The organism is Streptomyces swartbergensis, assembly GCF_002148965.1.
GTDB classification, from domain to species: domain Bacteria; phylum Actinomycetota; class Actinomycetes; order Streptomycetales; family Streptomycetaceae; genus Streptomyces; species Streptomyces swartbergensis.
In genome coordinates this window covers 1-12992 of sequence record NZ_NGFN01000254.1, presented here as the reverse complement: position 1 = coordinate 12992, position 12992 = coordinate 1, and the positions used below count along the sequence as shown (strand labels likewise).

Genomic DNA, 12992 nt, shown 5'->3' with positions numbered 1-12992 from the left:
GCTCATGGGGGGATTCTCGCGCTCGCGCGGCGCGGGGTGTCGATCCCGGGGTGTGTCGTTCGACCGACCCCGTCAAGGGCGCGCGCCGCGCAGGTCCAGTTCCGTCAGCACGTCGAAGTCGAGCCCGTCGGCGCGGGCCAGGTAGATGCGCTGGCGGACGTGACTGTCCCGCAGGTGCAGCAGCCCGCGCGGGCCCTCGTACGACACCGCGCCCGCCGCCGCGCCGACCGCCGACACGTCCAGCGTCCCGGCCCGCTTCAGCAGCGCGGCCAGCAACAGCACGCCCTCGTAACAGGACTCGCCGAGGCTGCCGAGGGCGGGTGCCTCGACGCCGTAGCGGGCCGCGTACTGCCCGTGGAAGTCCAGGGTGTCCCGATTGGCCAGCGAGGCGAAGAACCCCGCCGTGCTGTAGAGGTCCTCGGTGGCCGACGGGCCGCTCGCCATCAGCATGTTCTCGTCCATCAGCGTGCTCAGCCGCAGACAGCGCGCGTGCAGGCCGTGCGCCGCGAACGCCCGGTTGAAGCGCACCGCGTCGCTGCCGACGAGCAGCATCAGCACCCCGTCGGCGTCCGAGCGCTCGACACGGCGGAACACCGGCTCGAAGTCGTGGGTGCCGAGCGGGAGATAGACCTCGCCGACGACGGACGCACCGGACTGGTGCGCGTACCCGCGGGCCGCCCGTGCCGTACGCCGCGGCCACACGTAGTCGTTGCCCACGACGAACCACCGCCGCACCCCGCGCTCGTGCGCCAGCAGATCCATCGCGGGCCGCAGTTGGTCGCGCGGCGTCTCGCTCGTCAGGAACACGCCCGCCGTGTCCTCACCGCCCTCGTACAGCGCGGTGTACACGTACGGGACGCGATGCGCGATCCGCGGCGCCAGCGCCTGGCGGACCGAGGAGATGTGCCAGCCCGTGACGCCCTGCACGACGCCCAGGTCCACCAGTGCCTCGACGTGGCCGGCGACCTCGCCGGGCGCGCCCGAGCCGTCGACCGGCACCAGCCGGAGCTCCCTGCCGAGCACGCCGCCGTCCCGGTTGACCTCCTCGGCGGCCAGCCGCGCACACAGCTCGCAGGTCGGCCCGAAGATCCCGGCCGGTCCCTGCAGGGGGAAGACGAGGGCCACGCCGAGCACGGAGTCGTCGGCCGTGAACCACTCGGGGGCGGGGAGGTCGTGCCGGAACATGGCGTCATGGTTCCGGCTGCGCCGGACGAACTCCAGTGCGTCTCCTAGGATGGACGCACCTTCTTGGACTAGGAGCAGGATGCCCACCCCAACCCCGCGTCGGCCGGACGACCTGGTGCAACTGCTGACGCGGGCCGAGCGGCTGGCGGCGCGGCGGTTGCGGGCCGTGCCGGAGAAGGAGGGCTGCTCGCTCGACGCGTGGCGGGTGCTGGCGCTGCTGTCCGACGGCGAGGGGCACCATATGACGGCGATCGCGGAGGCCGCCTTTCTGCCGCCTCCGACGCTGACCAAGCTCGTCGACCAACTCGTCGACGAGAACCTCGTGCACCGCCGGGTCGACCCGTTCGACCGCCGCCGCGTCCTCGCCCACCTCACCCCCCGCGGCCAGGAGTACTGGCAGCGGCTCGACCGCGCGGTGCGCGCCGGCCGGCCTCGGCTCGGCGAGGCTGACGACGAACTGCTGCGGTCCCTGCTGGACCGGCTGGCCGCGACGCTGGCGGAGTCGGCGCGCGTGTGAGCCCGGGGTGACCCCGGTGCGCGGATGACTGGTCTACACCCTTGACTGGTACAGACCAAAGCGGTTGAGTGTGCCTCCGACAACCCCCCACCACGGCCGCGCCCACGCCGTGACCGGTCCTCCCGGTGCGTGCGGTGCAGGCTCTGCTCCGCCCTGCCCTCGACGGGGTGCGGCCGTGTCCCGCAAAGGAGTTGATCCCGTGTCGAGACGCCGCGTCTCCGCCGTCCTGGCCGCCCTCGCCCTCGCGGGCACCGCGCCGGTGCTCCTGCCCGCCACCAGCGCCTCCGCCGCCGCGTGCTCCAGCTATCCCAACTGGGTGGCCGGGAAGTCGTACGCCGCCGGTGACATCGTCCGCTACACCGACGGCAAGGCGTACATCGCCGAGCACGCCAACCCGGGCTACGACCCGACCATCAGCACCTGGTACTGGGAGCCGTACGCCTGCGACAGCGGCCCGGGCACGCCCGACGCGCGCTTCGTCGTGACCGAGGCGCAGTTCAACCAGATGTTCCCGAACCGGAATCCCTTCTACACCTACAGCGGTCTCACCGCGGCCCTGAGCGCCTACCCCGGCTTCGCCAACACCGGCAGCGACACGGTGAAGAAGCAGGAGGCCGCCGCCTTCCTCGCCAACGTCAGCCACGAGACCGGCGGCCTGGTGCACGTGGTGGAGCAGAACACCGCCAACTACCCGCACTACTGCGACTGGAGCCGCCCCTACGGCTGTCCGGCCGGCCAGGCCGCCTACTACGGGCGCGGCCCGATCCAGCTGAGCTGGAACTTCAACTACAAGGCCGCGGGCGACGCGCTCGGCATCGACCTGCTGAACAACCCCTGGCTGGTGCAGAACGACGCGGCAGTCGCCTGGAAGACGGCCCTGTGGTACTGGAACACCCAGACCGGCCCCGGCACCATGACCCCGCACAACGCCATGGTGAACGGCGCCGGCTTCGGCCAGACCATCCGCAGCATCAACGGCTCCCTGGAGTGCGACGGCAAGAACCCGGCGCAGGTGCAGAGCCGTGTGAACAACTACCAGCGGTTCACGCAGATCCTCGGGACGTCACCCGGCGGCAACCTCTCCTGCTGACGGCGGGGCCTGTGTGAGACTCCGCGGATGAGCTCACAGACGATCACCGCGGACGCCGCGGGCATCTGGAAACTCGGCGACCTGCCCGTCCGCCGCCTCGGCTTCGGCGCGATGCGGCTGACGGGCAGTGCCGCCTTCCATCTCGGCACTCCGAGTGACCGCGGCCGGTCGATCGCCGTTCTGCGCAAGGCGATCGACCTGGGCGTGAACCACATCGACACGGCCGCCTTCTACTTCTCGTCGCTGCGCTCCGCCAACGAACTCATCAACAGCGCGCTGGCGCCGTACCCCGACGACCTGGTCATCGTCACCAAGGTGGGCCCGTACCGGACCTGGTCGGGGGAGTGGGGCACCTCGGCCCGCCCCGAGGACCTGCGCGCCCACGTCGAGGAGAACCTGCGCCAGCTCGGCCGCGACCACCTGGACGTGGTCAACCTGCGCCGGATGCCGGCGTACGACTCGATCGCGGAGCGCTTCGGCGCCCTCGCGGAACTGCGCGAGGCGGGCCTGATACGCCACCTGGGGATCTCCAACGTCGAGCCCCGCCACCTCGCCGAGGCGCAGGCCATCGCCCCCGTGGTCTGCGTGCAGAACCGGTACGCCCTCGACCGCCCCGACCCCGCCACCGACGAACTGCTGCGGATCTGCGGCGAACAGGGCATCGCGTTCGTGCCGTTCTACGCCGTCGCCGGCGAGGGCGGGGAGCGCGGCGCCACCACCGCCCATGACGAGGAGGTGCGCGCCGTGGCCCGGGCCCACGGCGCGAGCCCCGCGCAGATCCGCATCGCCTGGACCCTGCACCAGGGCCCACATGTGCTCGCGATCCCCGGTACGGGCAACCCCGACCACCTCGTGGAGAACGTGGCGGCGGGCGCGATCCGCCTCACGGACGGGGAACTGGACCGGCTGAACGCGGCGCGCCGGAAGGCCGGTTGACCGGTCAGACCGCCCAGACCCCGTCCCGCATGAGATGCCGGCGCGGCAGCTCGTGCTCCTCGCACCACGCCTGCGCCGCGCGCGGCCGCACCCGGAAGAACGCGTACGACGCGTGGCCCTCGCGCGGATCCCAGCCGGTCTTCGCGCGGAACGCCTCGGCCGCCTTCGGCGGCACCTCGGGGGTCGTGAACGTCTCCACGTCACCGTCGACGAGCACGACGTCCCGGGTGTCCCCGAAGGCCAGCCGGGCCCGTCGGCCGTCCCGCAGATTGCGGCCCGTGGGATTGGTCAGCCGTGTGCACAGCCACACGGCCTCGTCGTGCCACACGAACCAGAGCGGAACCAGGCACGGCACGCCTTCGGTGTCCGCCGTGGCGACCCAGATGTCGATCTCCCGGTCCAGGCGCTGCAACAGGTCCGCCTTGCGCTGCTCGGGGGTGCGGGGTGGCTCGGTGATCTTCATGCCCAGGACGCTAGCGGGTGGCCGGACGGACCGCCTCGGGCTGGGGGCGTAGGCCGGGGACCTACGTCCTCGGAGCCGGGATCGCCGGGTTTTGCATCCCCTGCGTGTTACGTATAACCTCACCCGTCAACCCCACGCTCCGAAAGGCCCTGATGCGACGTATCGCCCTGGTCACCCTCGTCGTCGACGACTACGACGAGGCGGTCCGCTTCTACACCGAGGCTCTCGGGTTCCGGCTCGCCGAGGACGCTCCCCGGCCCGACGGGTCGCGCTGGGTCGTCGTCGAACCCGGGAGTCCGGGGACGGGCAGTGGTCTGCTGCTCGCCCGCGCGAAGGGGGAGGCGCAGGCCGGCCGGGTCGGGGACCAGGACCGGCGGGCGGGTCGGGTTCTTCCTGCACACCGACGACTTCGCCCGGGACCACGCCCGGATGACCGCCGCGGGCGTCACGTTCCTGGAGGAGCCGCGGCACGAGCCGTACGGGACCGTCGCCGTCTTCCAGGACCTGTACGGCAACCGCTGGGACCTGCTCCAGCCCGCCACCGACTGAACGCCCCGACCGAGAACGCACATGCACCGAGGAACACGCACATGACCGCGCCCCGCATCGACACCGACACCCTCCGCCGGCTGCCCAAGGCCGTGCTGCACGACCACCTCGACGGCGGCCTGCGCCCCGCCACCGTGGTGGAGCTCGCGGACGCGGTCGGCCACACCCTGCCCACCACCGACCCCGCCGAACTCGCCGCCTGGTACTACGAGGCCGCCAACTCCGGCGACCTGGTGCGCTACATAGCCACCTTCGAGCACACCCTCGCCGTCATGCAGACCCGCGAGGGCCTGCTGCGCACCGCCGAGGAGTACGTGCTCGACCTCGCCGCGGACGGTGTCGTCTACGGCGAGGTGCGCTACGCCCCGGAGCTGATGGTCAGGGGCGGGCTGGCCCTGACCGAGGTCGTCGAGACCGTGCAGGAGGGGCTCGCGGCCGGTATGGCCAAGGCGGCGGCCGCGGGGACGCCCGTGCGGGTCGGGACGCTGCTGTGCGGGATGCGGATGTTCGACCGCAGCCGGGAGATCGCCGACCTGGTCGTGGCGTTCCGGGACGCCGGTGTCGTCGGCTTCGACATCGCCGGCGCCGAGGACGGCTTCCCGCCCGCCGACCATCTCGCGGCCTTCGAGCACCTGCGCCGCGAGAACGTGCCGTTCACCATCCACGCCGGGGAGGCCCACGGCCTGCCCAGCATCCACCAGGCCCTCCAGGTGTGCGGCGCCCAGCGCATCGGGCACGGCGTGCGCATCACCGACGACATCCCCGACCTCACCACAGGCAAGCTCGGCCGTCTCGCGGGCTGGGTGCGCGACCGGCGTGTCGCCCTGGAGATGTGCCCGACCTCCAACCTCCAGACCGGCGCCGCGACATCCATCGCCGAGCACCCGATCACCGCGCTGAAGGACCTCGGCTTCCGCGTCACCCTGAACACCGACAACCGGCTCGTGTCGGGCACCACGATGACCCGCGAGATGTCCCTGCTGGTCGAGCAGGCGGGCTGGACCGTCGAGGATCTGCGCACGGTCACGGTGAATGCCCTGAAGAGCGCGTTCCTCCCCTTCGACGAGCGGAACGCGCTCATCCGGGACGTGGTCCTGCCCGGCTACGAGACCGCGCTCTGAAGCAGCCCCCGCAGGTAGGCGGCCTGTCCGATGTGCTGGAGATCGTCGGACAGGACGCTGACCAGCCGGACCCCCAGGGTGACCGGCGGGTCCCAGCGCTCGTCGACGACGCGCTCCAGATCCTTGGCCGTCAGGCCGCGCAGGGCGTCGAGGGTCTGCGCGTGCACCGCGTCGTAGTAGCCGGTCAGCATCTCGCCGGAGTCGACCCGGACCTTGGCGACCTTGGCGGGGCTGTGGCCGTAGCCCGTGTCGTGGCGGGGCAGACCGAGGCCGAAGCGTTTCTCCCAGTCCTGGGACAGCCACACCTGGTCGAGATCGAAGGCGTCGGCGACGTGGTCGTCCTGGACCCGGGTGAGGTGCCAGACCAGCCAGGCGATGGAGTTGGTGTCGGGGGAGGGGCGGGCGCTCAGTTCGTCGGGGCCGAGGCCCTCGACGGTGGCGTGGACTTCTTCCTGGATGCGGTTGTAGCCGTCGATGAGGATGTCCTTCGCATGCATGGCTCCACCATCGCGCATCACCGCGTCTCATGCGCACCGCGCCTCATGTGCACCGGTCATGGTGCGCACGGGTCATTGTGCGCACCGGTCATCGTGCGCACGGGTCATTGTGCGCACCGGTCATCGTGCGCCCGGTTCACGCGCCGGTGGTCTCCGCTTGCGCGCCCGTGGGCGTCGGTGACCCGTCCGTGGTCGTCCCCGGTGACGCGCCCGTGGCCTCCAGCAGCGCCATCAGCGCTCGGGCCGCCGGGCTGGTGGCCTGCCGGGGCGGCAGCAGGGCCACCGTCTCGTAGACCGCCTCGCCGGTGCCCTTGACCGGCAGCGCGGTCAGGGAGGCCCGCTTGTGCGCGAAGTGCCGCGGCACGACGGCGACGCCGAGGTTCTCGTCGACCAGGTCGAGCAGGGTGTGCACGTCGTTCACCTCCAGGGCCACGGTCCGCCGTACGCCCGCGGCGGCGAACACCGTGTCGGTGGTGCGGCGCGGACCCCAGTCGGGGTGGAAGTCGACGAACACCTCCCCGCCCAGCTCCTCCGGCGTGACGGCCGCACCGGCGGCGGCCAGCCGGTGGCTGGAGTGGCACAGCAGCGTCATCGGCTCGCTGGTCAGCGGCACCGACCGGAGCTGGTCGCTGTCCGCCTGCGTCCGTACGGCGAACGCCAGGTCGAGCCGCCCGGCCGCGACCTCCTCCGCGAGCGCGCCCGACCCGGCCTGCCGCAGACAGATCTCCACGTCCGGATGCTGGTGCCGGAAGGTGGCGAGCAACCCCGCGACGTGCACCCCGGCGATGCACTGCTCACTGCCGAGCGCGAGCATGCCGCGCAGGACGCCCTGCACCGCCGCCACCGCCTCGTGGGCGGACCGCACCTGTGCCAGGATCCGCTCCGCCTCACCGAGCAGCGCCCGCCCGGCCGGGGTGAGCGTCACCCGGCGGGTCGTGCGCACGAACAGCGGTGTCTGGAGCTCCCGCTCCAGCGCCCGGATCGAGGCCGACAGGCCCGACTGGGACACCAGGAGCCGTTCCGCCGCCCGGGTGAAGTGCTGGTCCTCGGCGACCGCGACGAAGTGCTGCAAGTGGCGCAGTTCCATGACTGAGAAGCGTAGCCGCTGAATTCCATCGGATTCTTCTGTTGGACGCATGGGAGCAGGTCACGCCAGAGTGGACCCCGGTTGTTTCCCGACCGTGCCAACCCCTCTGGAGTCGCGTTGTACACCGCACACCCCGACCGCTACGCGGACATGCCCTACCGGCGCACCGGACGCAGCGGCCTGAAGCTCCCCGCGCTCTCGCTCGGCCTGTGGCACAACTTCGGCCCGGACCGGCCGGTCGAGACGCAGCGTGCCATCCTGCGCCGCGCCTTCGACCTCGGCGTCACCCACTTCGACCTGGCCAACAACTACGGCCCGCCGCCCGGCGCCGCCGAGTCCGCGTTGGGTGAGTTCCTGAAGTCGGACTTCGCGGCCTACCGCGACGAGCTGGTCATCTCCACCAAGGCCGGATATCTGATGTGGCCGGGCCCGTACGGCGAGTGGGGCTCGCGCAAGTACGTGCTGTCCTCGCTGGACCAGAGCCTGAAGCGGATGGGCCTGGACTACGTCGACATCTTCTACTCGCACCGCCCCGACCCGGAGACTCCGCTGGAGGAGACGATGGGCGCCCTGCACTCGGCGGTGCAGCAGGGCAAGGCGCTGTACGTCGGCATCTCCAACTACTCCGCGGAGCAGACCCGCGAGGCCGCCCGCATCCTGGGCGAGCTGGGCACCCCGCTCCTCATCCACCAGCCGCGCTACTCGATGCTGGACCGCCGCCCCGAGGACGAGGGGCTGCTGGACGCCCTCGACGAGCTCCAGGTCGGCTCCATCGTCTTCTCCCCGCTGGAGCAGGGCCTGCTCTCCGCCCGCTACCTCGACGGCATCCCGGAGGGCTCCCGGGCCGCGAGCGACAGCCCGTTCCTGAACTCCGACGCGGTCACCGAGGAGCTGGTGGGCCGGCTGCGCGACCTGAACGACATCGCCAAGTCGCGCGGCCAGACCCTCGCCCAGATGGCGCTGGCCTGGGTGCTGCGCGGCGGCCGGGTCACCTCCGCGCTGGTCGGCGCGAGCAGCCCGCAGCAGCTGGAGGACAGCGTGGGAGCCATCGGCAACCTGGACTTCGACGCGGACGAGCTGGCCCGTATCGACGCGGTCGTCAAGCAGTAGCCGCCCAGACCTGCCCGGGGGCGGCGGCCGCCCCCGGGACAGGTTCTAGGAACCGATCCGCTCCTCCAGGCGCACCGTCACCGTGTCGCCCTCCTCCTTGCCGATGGCCTTGCGGACGTCGGCTTTCACGGGCAGCTTGTGCGTGCCGTCGCCCAGCGCCATGAACGAGCTGCGGAACGGGTGCCCGTCGATCGTCCCGCGGACCTTGACCAGGCCGCGGGTGCCGAAGAACTCGACGGACCGGGGCCAGACCAGATAGGTCCAGCCGCCCTCGGCGGGGCTCTTGCGCAGGACCGCGGTGAATTCCGCGTCCAGTTTTCCGGTCGTGGCCATGGTGTCCTCCGGTGTTCGGTCGTCTCTCACACACCAGACCGCCCGACACCGGGAAACTCATCGCCGGTCTCACGCCCCGGCGGGCACCCGGTCCAGAAAACCGAGCACGGCCCTGATCCGGCCCTGCTCGTCCAGCGTGATCACGTCCGACCCGGCCACGGGCGCCGAGCCGTCGGTCTCGTTCACCAGCTCCCACGCGAAACGCGCGATGTGGTGGTGCCCGTCGACGGCGCCGGCGAGCCGGAACACCGACCCCGGGAACTGCTCGCGGGCCGCCGCGATCAACGCGGCGATCTGCTCATGGCCGCGGACGTCGGCCAGAGGGTCGGTGTAGCCGCCGTCCTCGGTCCAGGCGGCGGCGACCGCCTTCGCCCGTGCCGCCGGGTCCTCGGCGTTCCAGGCCTCGAAGTAGCGGGCGACGGCGTCCTCGTGACGGTGGGCGGGTGCGGACATGGACGATCAACCTCCGAAAGGTCGTCTCTGCTGGTCAGGTCCCGGATCACCGCTCGCGGCGAACCGGCACGGACCACCCTGCCCGGACCCGGCGGGAGCGTCGATTACCTCCGGAGTCATGCCCCCTGACGACCGCCCGCAGCGTTTCGGCCAACTCGGGGTGTGAATATGCCAGGAGAGTGGCCGGAAAGACATGGTGACAGTGTTTCAGTAGTGAACATACTGACCAGCGAGAGCGCTTCACATCCAGCGACGGCGCCCTCACGCACAGCACGCGAGCCGCAGAACGGGCAAGGTCGGCAGGCAGGCGGGCAGGGCAACGGGGGAGGGTCAGGTGCACGACGAGTTTCTGTGCCACGTCACGGCGTACGGAGTCTGCGACGGCCGCCGCATCGGAGTTCCCCTGGGCACCTACCGGGCACCCACCCTCGCCCTCGCCCTGTGGTGGCTGCGCGACCGCGCCTCCTGGATCGCCCAGCGCCTCGACCCCCAGCCCGACGCCGAGCACTTACCACCGGGCGCGCTCGTGCCGGTCGCCGAGACCGTGCCCGACGTGCCCACCCTGCTGCGCGCCTGGTGCGCCGATCCCGGTCAGCAGGAGCGGGTCGCCGAGGAGCTGGCGGCCGGACGGCTGGTGCGCATCGCCACCAGCGACGACACCACCGAGTACGAACTGCTCGCCGAGTCCGTGGACGCCCTGCGGATGCAGCGGACCGCCCCCGTCCTGGGCGTACCCGTGGCCTGAGCGGCTCGCCGAGTCGCACATCAGGCAAATCGGTAGAATCTTGGTCATGGCGCAGTCGTCGGTAGCACCAGAACTCGTCCTGGAGACCGAGACGGGCTCCACGGTGATGATTCCGGGCCGCGATTACCGCGTCGGACGCGACCCGTCGAGCGACATCGTCATCGACGACGACCGGGTCTCCTGGCACCACGCGGTGCTGCGGCCCGACGACGGGCACTGGACCATCGAGGACGAGAACAGCACCAACGGCACCTACGCCGACGGCCACCGCATCCACGAGTGGGACGTCGGCCCCGGCAGCGTCATCCGCCTCGGCAGCCCGGCCGACGGACCGCGCGTGGTCCTGACGGGCCGCCCCGCACCGGCCCCGGAACGCCCCTCCGCCGTCTCCATGCCGGCCATGACGGGCACCTACCGGCAGCCCACGACGGTCCGGCCGCTGCCCGCCCGCACCGTCCGCATCGGCCGCGCCACCGACAACGACCTGGTCATCGACGACCTGGTGGTCTCCCGCCGGCACGCCGAACTGCGCGCCCTGCCCGACGGGACCTACGAGATCACCGACCTCGGCAGCCACAACGGCACGTACCTCAACGGCAGCCGCGTCACCAGTGCCCCCGTCGGCCAGGGCGACATCGTCGGCATCGGCCACTCGGCGTTCTGCCTCGTCGGCGACCAGCTCCAGGAGTACGTCGACACCGGTGAGATCTCCCTCGACGTGCAGGACCTGACGGTGGCCGTCGACCGCGGCCGCAAGACGCTGCTGGACCACGTGTCGTTCCCGGTCGGGGAGAAGTGCCTGCTCGCCGTCGTCGGCCCGAGCGGCGCCGGGAAGTCCACGCTCCTCAACGCCCTCACCGGCCAGCGGCCCGCCGACCACGGCACCGTCCTCTACGACGGCCGCGACCTCTACCGCGACTACGCCGAGCTGCGTCAGCGCATCGGCCTCGTCCCGCAGGACGACATCCTGCACGCCCAGCTCACCGTCCGCAAAGCCCTCTCCTACGCCGCCGAGCTGCGCTTCCCGCAGGACACCGCCAAGGCCGAACGGCGCGCCCGGGTCGACGAGGTGATCCGTGAACTGGGCCTGGAACAGCGCGCCGACCAGCACGTGCACAGCCTCTCCGGCGGCCAGCGCAAGCGCGTCAGCGTGGCACTGGAGCTGCTGACGAAACCGTCGCTGCTGTTCCTCGACGAGCCGACCTCCGGACTCGACCCCGGCATGGACCGCTCGGTGATGCACATGCTGCGCGGCCTCGCCGACGACGGCCGGACCGTCATCGTGGTCACCCACAGCGTCCTCAGCCTGGACGTGTGCGACCGGCTCCTCGTGCTCGCTCCCGGAGGGAAGATCGCCTACTACGGGCCGCCCGAGGACGCCCTGGCCTACTTCGGTTTCGAGCAGTGGCCGGAGGCCTTCGAGGCCTTCGACCGGGACGCGGACCGGGACTGGGCCGGGGACTACAGCGCCTCTCCCTTCCACGGCCGGTACGTCGCCGACGCCACCGCCCAGCCGCAACAGCCCCGTTCCGAACCCGTCGTCATCGCCCCACCGCCCCGGCCGCGCAGCCGGGCCGCCCAGCTCGGCACACTGGTGCGCCGGTACGCTGCCGCGCTCAGCGCCGACCGCACCTTCCTGATCATCATGATCGCCCTGCCGTTCGTGATGGGCGTGATGGCGCGGGCCCTGGCGGGCGGCAAGCTGACGCAGGACACGGCGATGAACGCCCTGCTCATCCTGTGCGTCGGCGCGGTGCTGACCGGGGCCGCCAACGCCGTGCGCGAACTCGTCAAGGAACGGGTGATCTACCAGCGTGAGCGGGCGGTGGGCCTGTCCAGATCGGCGTACCTGATGTCCAAGGTCGTCGTCCTGGGCGTCATCACCGTGCTCCAGGCGGTGGTGCTGACCTTGGTCGCCCTGCTCGGAGTGGACCTCAACGCGCCCGGCGGCGAAGGCGTGCTGATGTCGCCCCTGGCGGAGATCGCGGTCGCCGTCGCCCTGCTGGCGTTCACGGCCATGATGCTCGGCCTGTTCATCTCCGCGCTGGTACGCAAGGAGGAGGTGACGATGCCGCTGCTCGTCCTCATCGCCATCGTCCAGGTCGTCTTCTGCGGCGCCCTGCTGAAGCTGGACGGTGTGCCCGGGCTCGAGCAACTGGGCTGGCTGGTGCCCGCGCGCTGGGCCCTGGCCGCGATGGCCGGCACGGTCGGGCTGGCCAGGATCGTGCCCGACGACCTGACGAAGGACCCTCTGTTCGAGCACTCGGCGGGCACGTGGCTGCTCGACGTGGGGATGCTGGTCGTCCTGTCGGCGCTCTTCGGCTTCCTGGTGTCCCGGCTGCTGCGCCGCCACGAACCGGCCGTGATGCGGAAGTAGGGAGCGCCTGTGACGACTCCTGGATTCCGGCCCACGCACGTGGTCCCGCAGCACGGTATGCCCGCCTGGGAGGCCCCCGACCCGTCCCGGCCCACGGTGGACCTGGACCCCCTGCTGCCGGTGCAGCTGCTGGAGCGGCGGGGCGATTGGGGGCACGTGCTGTGCTTCAACGGCTGGTCGGCCTGGGTCGACGGCCGCCGCCTGGTCGCCGTGCCGCAGGACCCGCCCGCCGCGGACGGGCCGCTCACCCGCAGCGCCGACCCGCGCCCGCTGCTGGCCCGTACACAGGAAGCCCTGGCTCGCTACCGGTCCGCGGTCGAGGACCTCGCGGGCGGTCTGGACCGGGAGTCCTTCCACGCCCGCACCCACGGGCTGCGGATCGGCGTCGTCGTCGACGGCGAGTCCGTGTGGCTCTACGACGCCGCCCACGGCCACTGGGTGTACTCCGACGGCACCCGGGCGAACACGTACGCGACGGACGACACGCCCCGGGCACACCCGGAGCCGCCCCGCCCGACCGAGCCCCCGG

13 protein-coding genes and 2 pseudogenes are annotated in these 12992 nt (G+C 71.7%); 9 read left to right on the top strand and 6 right to left on the bottom strand.

The window, feature by feature from the left end:
- Positions 1-72: 72 nt before the first annotated feature.
- Positions 73-1185, bottom strand: coding sequence for a substrate-binding domain-containing protein (locus tag CA983_RS31050; RefSeq protein WP_086604141.1), 1113 nt, complete (start codon positions 1183-1185; stop codon positions 73-75).
- Positions 1186-1264: 79 nt separating this feature from the next.
- Between CA983_RS31050 and CA983_RS31045 the strand changes: the two genes are divergently transcribed.
- From CA983_RS31045 to CA983_RS31035, 3 genes are all read left to right on the top strand, one after another.
- Positions 1265-1702 carry a MarR family winged helix-turn-helix transcriptional regulator gene (locus tag CA983_RS31045; protein ID WP_086604140.1) on the top strand — a complete coding sequence of 146 codons (438 nt, stop codon included), beginning with the start codon at positions 1265-1267 and terminating at the stop codon, positions 1700-1702.
- A gap of 199 nt (positions 1703-1901) precedes the next feature.
- A complete protein-coding gene (locus tag CA983_RS31040; protein WP_086604139.1) occupies positions 1902-2792 on the top strand; it encodes a glycoside hydrolase family 19 protein in 891 nt (296 codons plus the stop codon).
- 27 nt (positions 2793-2819) lie between these two features.
- Positions 2820-3728, top strand: coding sequence for an oxidoreductase (locus CA983_RS31035; protein WP_167407504.1), 909 nt, complete (start codon positions 2820-2822; stop codon positions 3726-3728).
- A gap of 4 nt (positions 3729-3732) precedes the next feature.
- On the opposite strand, the gene CA983_RS31030 is transcribed toward CA983_RS31035, so the two are convergent.
- Positions 3733-4191: a pyridoxamine 5'-phosphate oxidase family protein gene (locus tag CA983_RS31030; protein WP_086604137.1), complete on the bottom strand. Its 459-nt coding sequence runs from the start codon at positions 4189-4191 to the stop codon at positions 3733-3735.
- Positions 4192-4343: 152 nt separating this feature from the next.
- On the opposite strand from CA983_RS31030, the pseudogene CA983_RS45380 reads away from it, so the two are divergent.
- Together CA983_RS45380 and CA983_RS31025 are read left to right on the top strand one after the other, a co-directional pair.
- Positions 4344-4740, top strand: a pseudogene (locus CA983_RS45380) (VOC family protein).
- 41 nt (positions 4741-4781) lie between these two features.
- On the top strand, positions 4782-5861 hold the full coding sequence (locus tag CA983_RS31025) for an adenosine deaminase (RefSeq protein ID WP_107500298.1): 1080 nt from the start codon (positions 4782-4784) through the stop codon (positions 5859-5861).
- On the opposite strand, the gene CA983_RS31020 is transcribed toward CA983_RS31025, so the two are convergent.
- Complete coding sequence (locus CA983_RS31020; RefSeq protein WP_086604135.1) at positions 5843-6358, bottom strand: mycothiol transferase; 516 nt, start codon at positions 6356-6358, stop codon at positions 5843-5845. The genes CA983_RS31025 and CA983_RS31020 overlap by 19 nt on opposite strands.
- A gap of 136 nt (positions 6359-6494) precedes the next feature.
- Positions 6495-7445: a LysR family transcriptional regulator gene (locus CA983_RS31015; protein WP_086604134.1), complete on the bottom strand. Its 951-nt coding sequence runs from the start codon at positions 7443-7445 to the stop codon at positions 6495-6497.
- A gap of 117 nt (positions 7446-7562) precedes the next feature.
- Between CA983_RS31015 and mgrA the strand changes: the two genes are divergently transcribed.
- A complete protein-coding gene (mgrA, locus tag CA983_RS31010) occupies positions 7563-8555 on the top strand; it encodes an L-glyceraldehyde 3-phosphate reductase (RefSeq protein WP_086604133.1) in 993 nt (330 codons plus the stop codon).
- A gap of 45 nt (positions 8556-8600) precedes the next feature.
- Here the strand turns inward: mgrA and CA983_RS31005 are convergent, their stop codons facing one another.
- Entirely contained in the window at positions 8601-8888 is a 288-nt protein-coding gene (locus tag CA983_RS31005) for a DUF1905 domain-containing protein (RefSeq protein WP_086604132.1), read from the bottom strand.
- A 69-nt stretch (positions 8889-8957) separates the two neighbouring features.
- Positions 8958-9341, bottom strand: coding sequence for a nuclear transport factor 2 family protein (locus CA983_RS31000; protein WP_086604131.1), 384 nt, complete (start codon positions 9339-9341; stop codon positions 8958-8960).
- 334 nt (positions 9342-9675) lie between these two features.
- Between CA983_RS31000 and CA983_RS30995 the strand changes: the two genes are divergently transcribed.
- From CA983_RS30995 to CA983_RS30985, 3 genes and pseudogenes are all read left to right on the top strand, one after another.
- A complete protein-coding gene (locus tag CA983_RS30995; protein WP_059415575.1) occupies positions 9676-10086 on the top strand; it encodes a hypothetical protein in 411 nt (136 codons plus the stop codon).
- Positions 10087-10132: 46 nt separating this feature from the next.
- Positions 10133-12463 (top strand): FHA domain-containing protein, encoded by a 2331-nt coding sequence (locus CA983_RS30990; protein ID WP_086604130.1) that lies wholly within the window; start codon positions 10133-10135, stop codon positions 12461-12463.
- Between the two features lie 9 nt (positions 12464-12472).
- A pseudogene (locus CA983_RS30985) lies at positions 12473-12992 on the top strand (hypothetical protein); the annotation flags it as partial.

What these genes read in the sequence shown, in the direction of transcription:
- CA983_RS31035 (WP_167407504.1), top strand. Translation starts at nt 2,820, where the DNA reads ATGAGCTCACAGACGATCACCGCGGACGCCGCGGGCATCTGGAAACTC.
- CA983_RS31020 (WP_086604135.1), bottom strand. Translation starts at nt 6,358, where the DNA reads ATGCATGCGAAGGACATCCTCATCGACGGCTACAACCGCATCCAGGAA.
- CA983_RS31025 (WP_107500298.1), top strand. Translation starts at nt 4,782, where the DNA reads ATGACCGCGCCCCGCATCGACACCGACACCCTCCGCCGGCTGCCCAAG.
- CA983_RS31030 (WP_086604137.1), bottom strand. Translation starts at nt 4,191, where the DNA reads ATGAAGATCACCGAGCCACCCCGCACCCCCGAGCAGCGCAAGGCGGAC.
- CA983_RS30990 (WP_086604130.1), top strand. Translation starts at nt 10,133, where the DNA reads ATGGCGCAGTCGTCGGTAGCACCAGAACTCGTCCTGGAGACCGAGACG.
- CA983_RS31005 (WP_086604132.1), bottom strand. Translation starts at nt 8,888, where the DNA reads ATGGCCACGACCGGAAAACTGGACGCGGAATTCACCGCGGTCCTGCGC.
- CA983_RS31000 (WP_086604131.1), bottom strand. Translation starts at nt 9,341, where the DNA reads ATGTCCGCACCCGCCCACCGTCACGAGGACGCCGTCGCCCGCTACTTC.
- CA983_RS31045 (WP_086604140.1), top strand. Translation starts at nt 1,265, where the DNA reads ATGCCCACCCCAACCCCGCGTCGGCCGGACGACCTGGTGCAACTGCTG.
- CA983_RS31015 (WP_086604134.1), bottom strand. Translation starts at nt 7,445, where the DNA reads ATGGAACTGCGCCACTTGCAGCACTTCGTCGCGGTCGCCGAGGACCAG.
- CA983_RS31050 (WP_086604141.1), bottom strand. Translation starts at nt 1,185, where the DNA reads ATGTTCCGGCACGACCTCCCCGCCCCCGAGTGGTTCACGGCCGACGAC.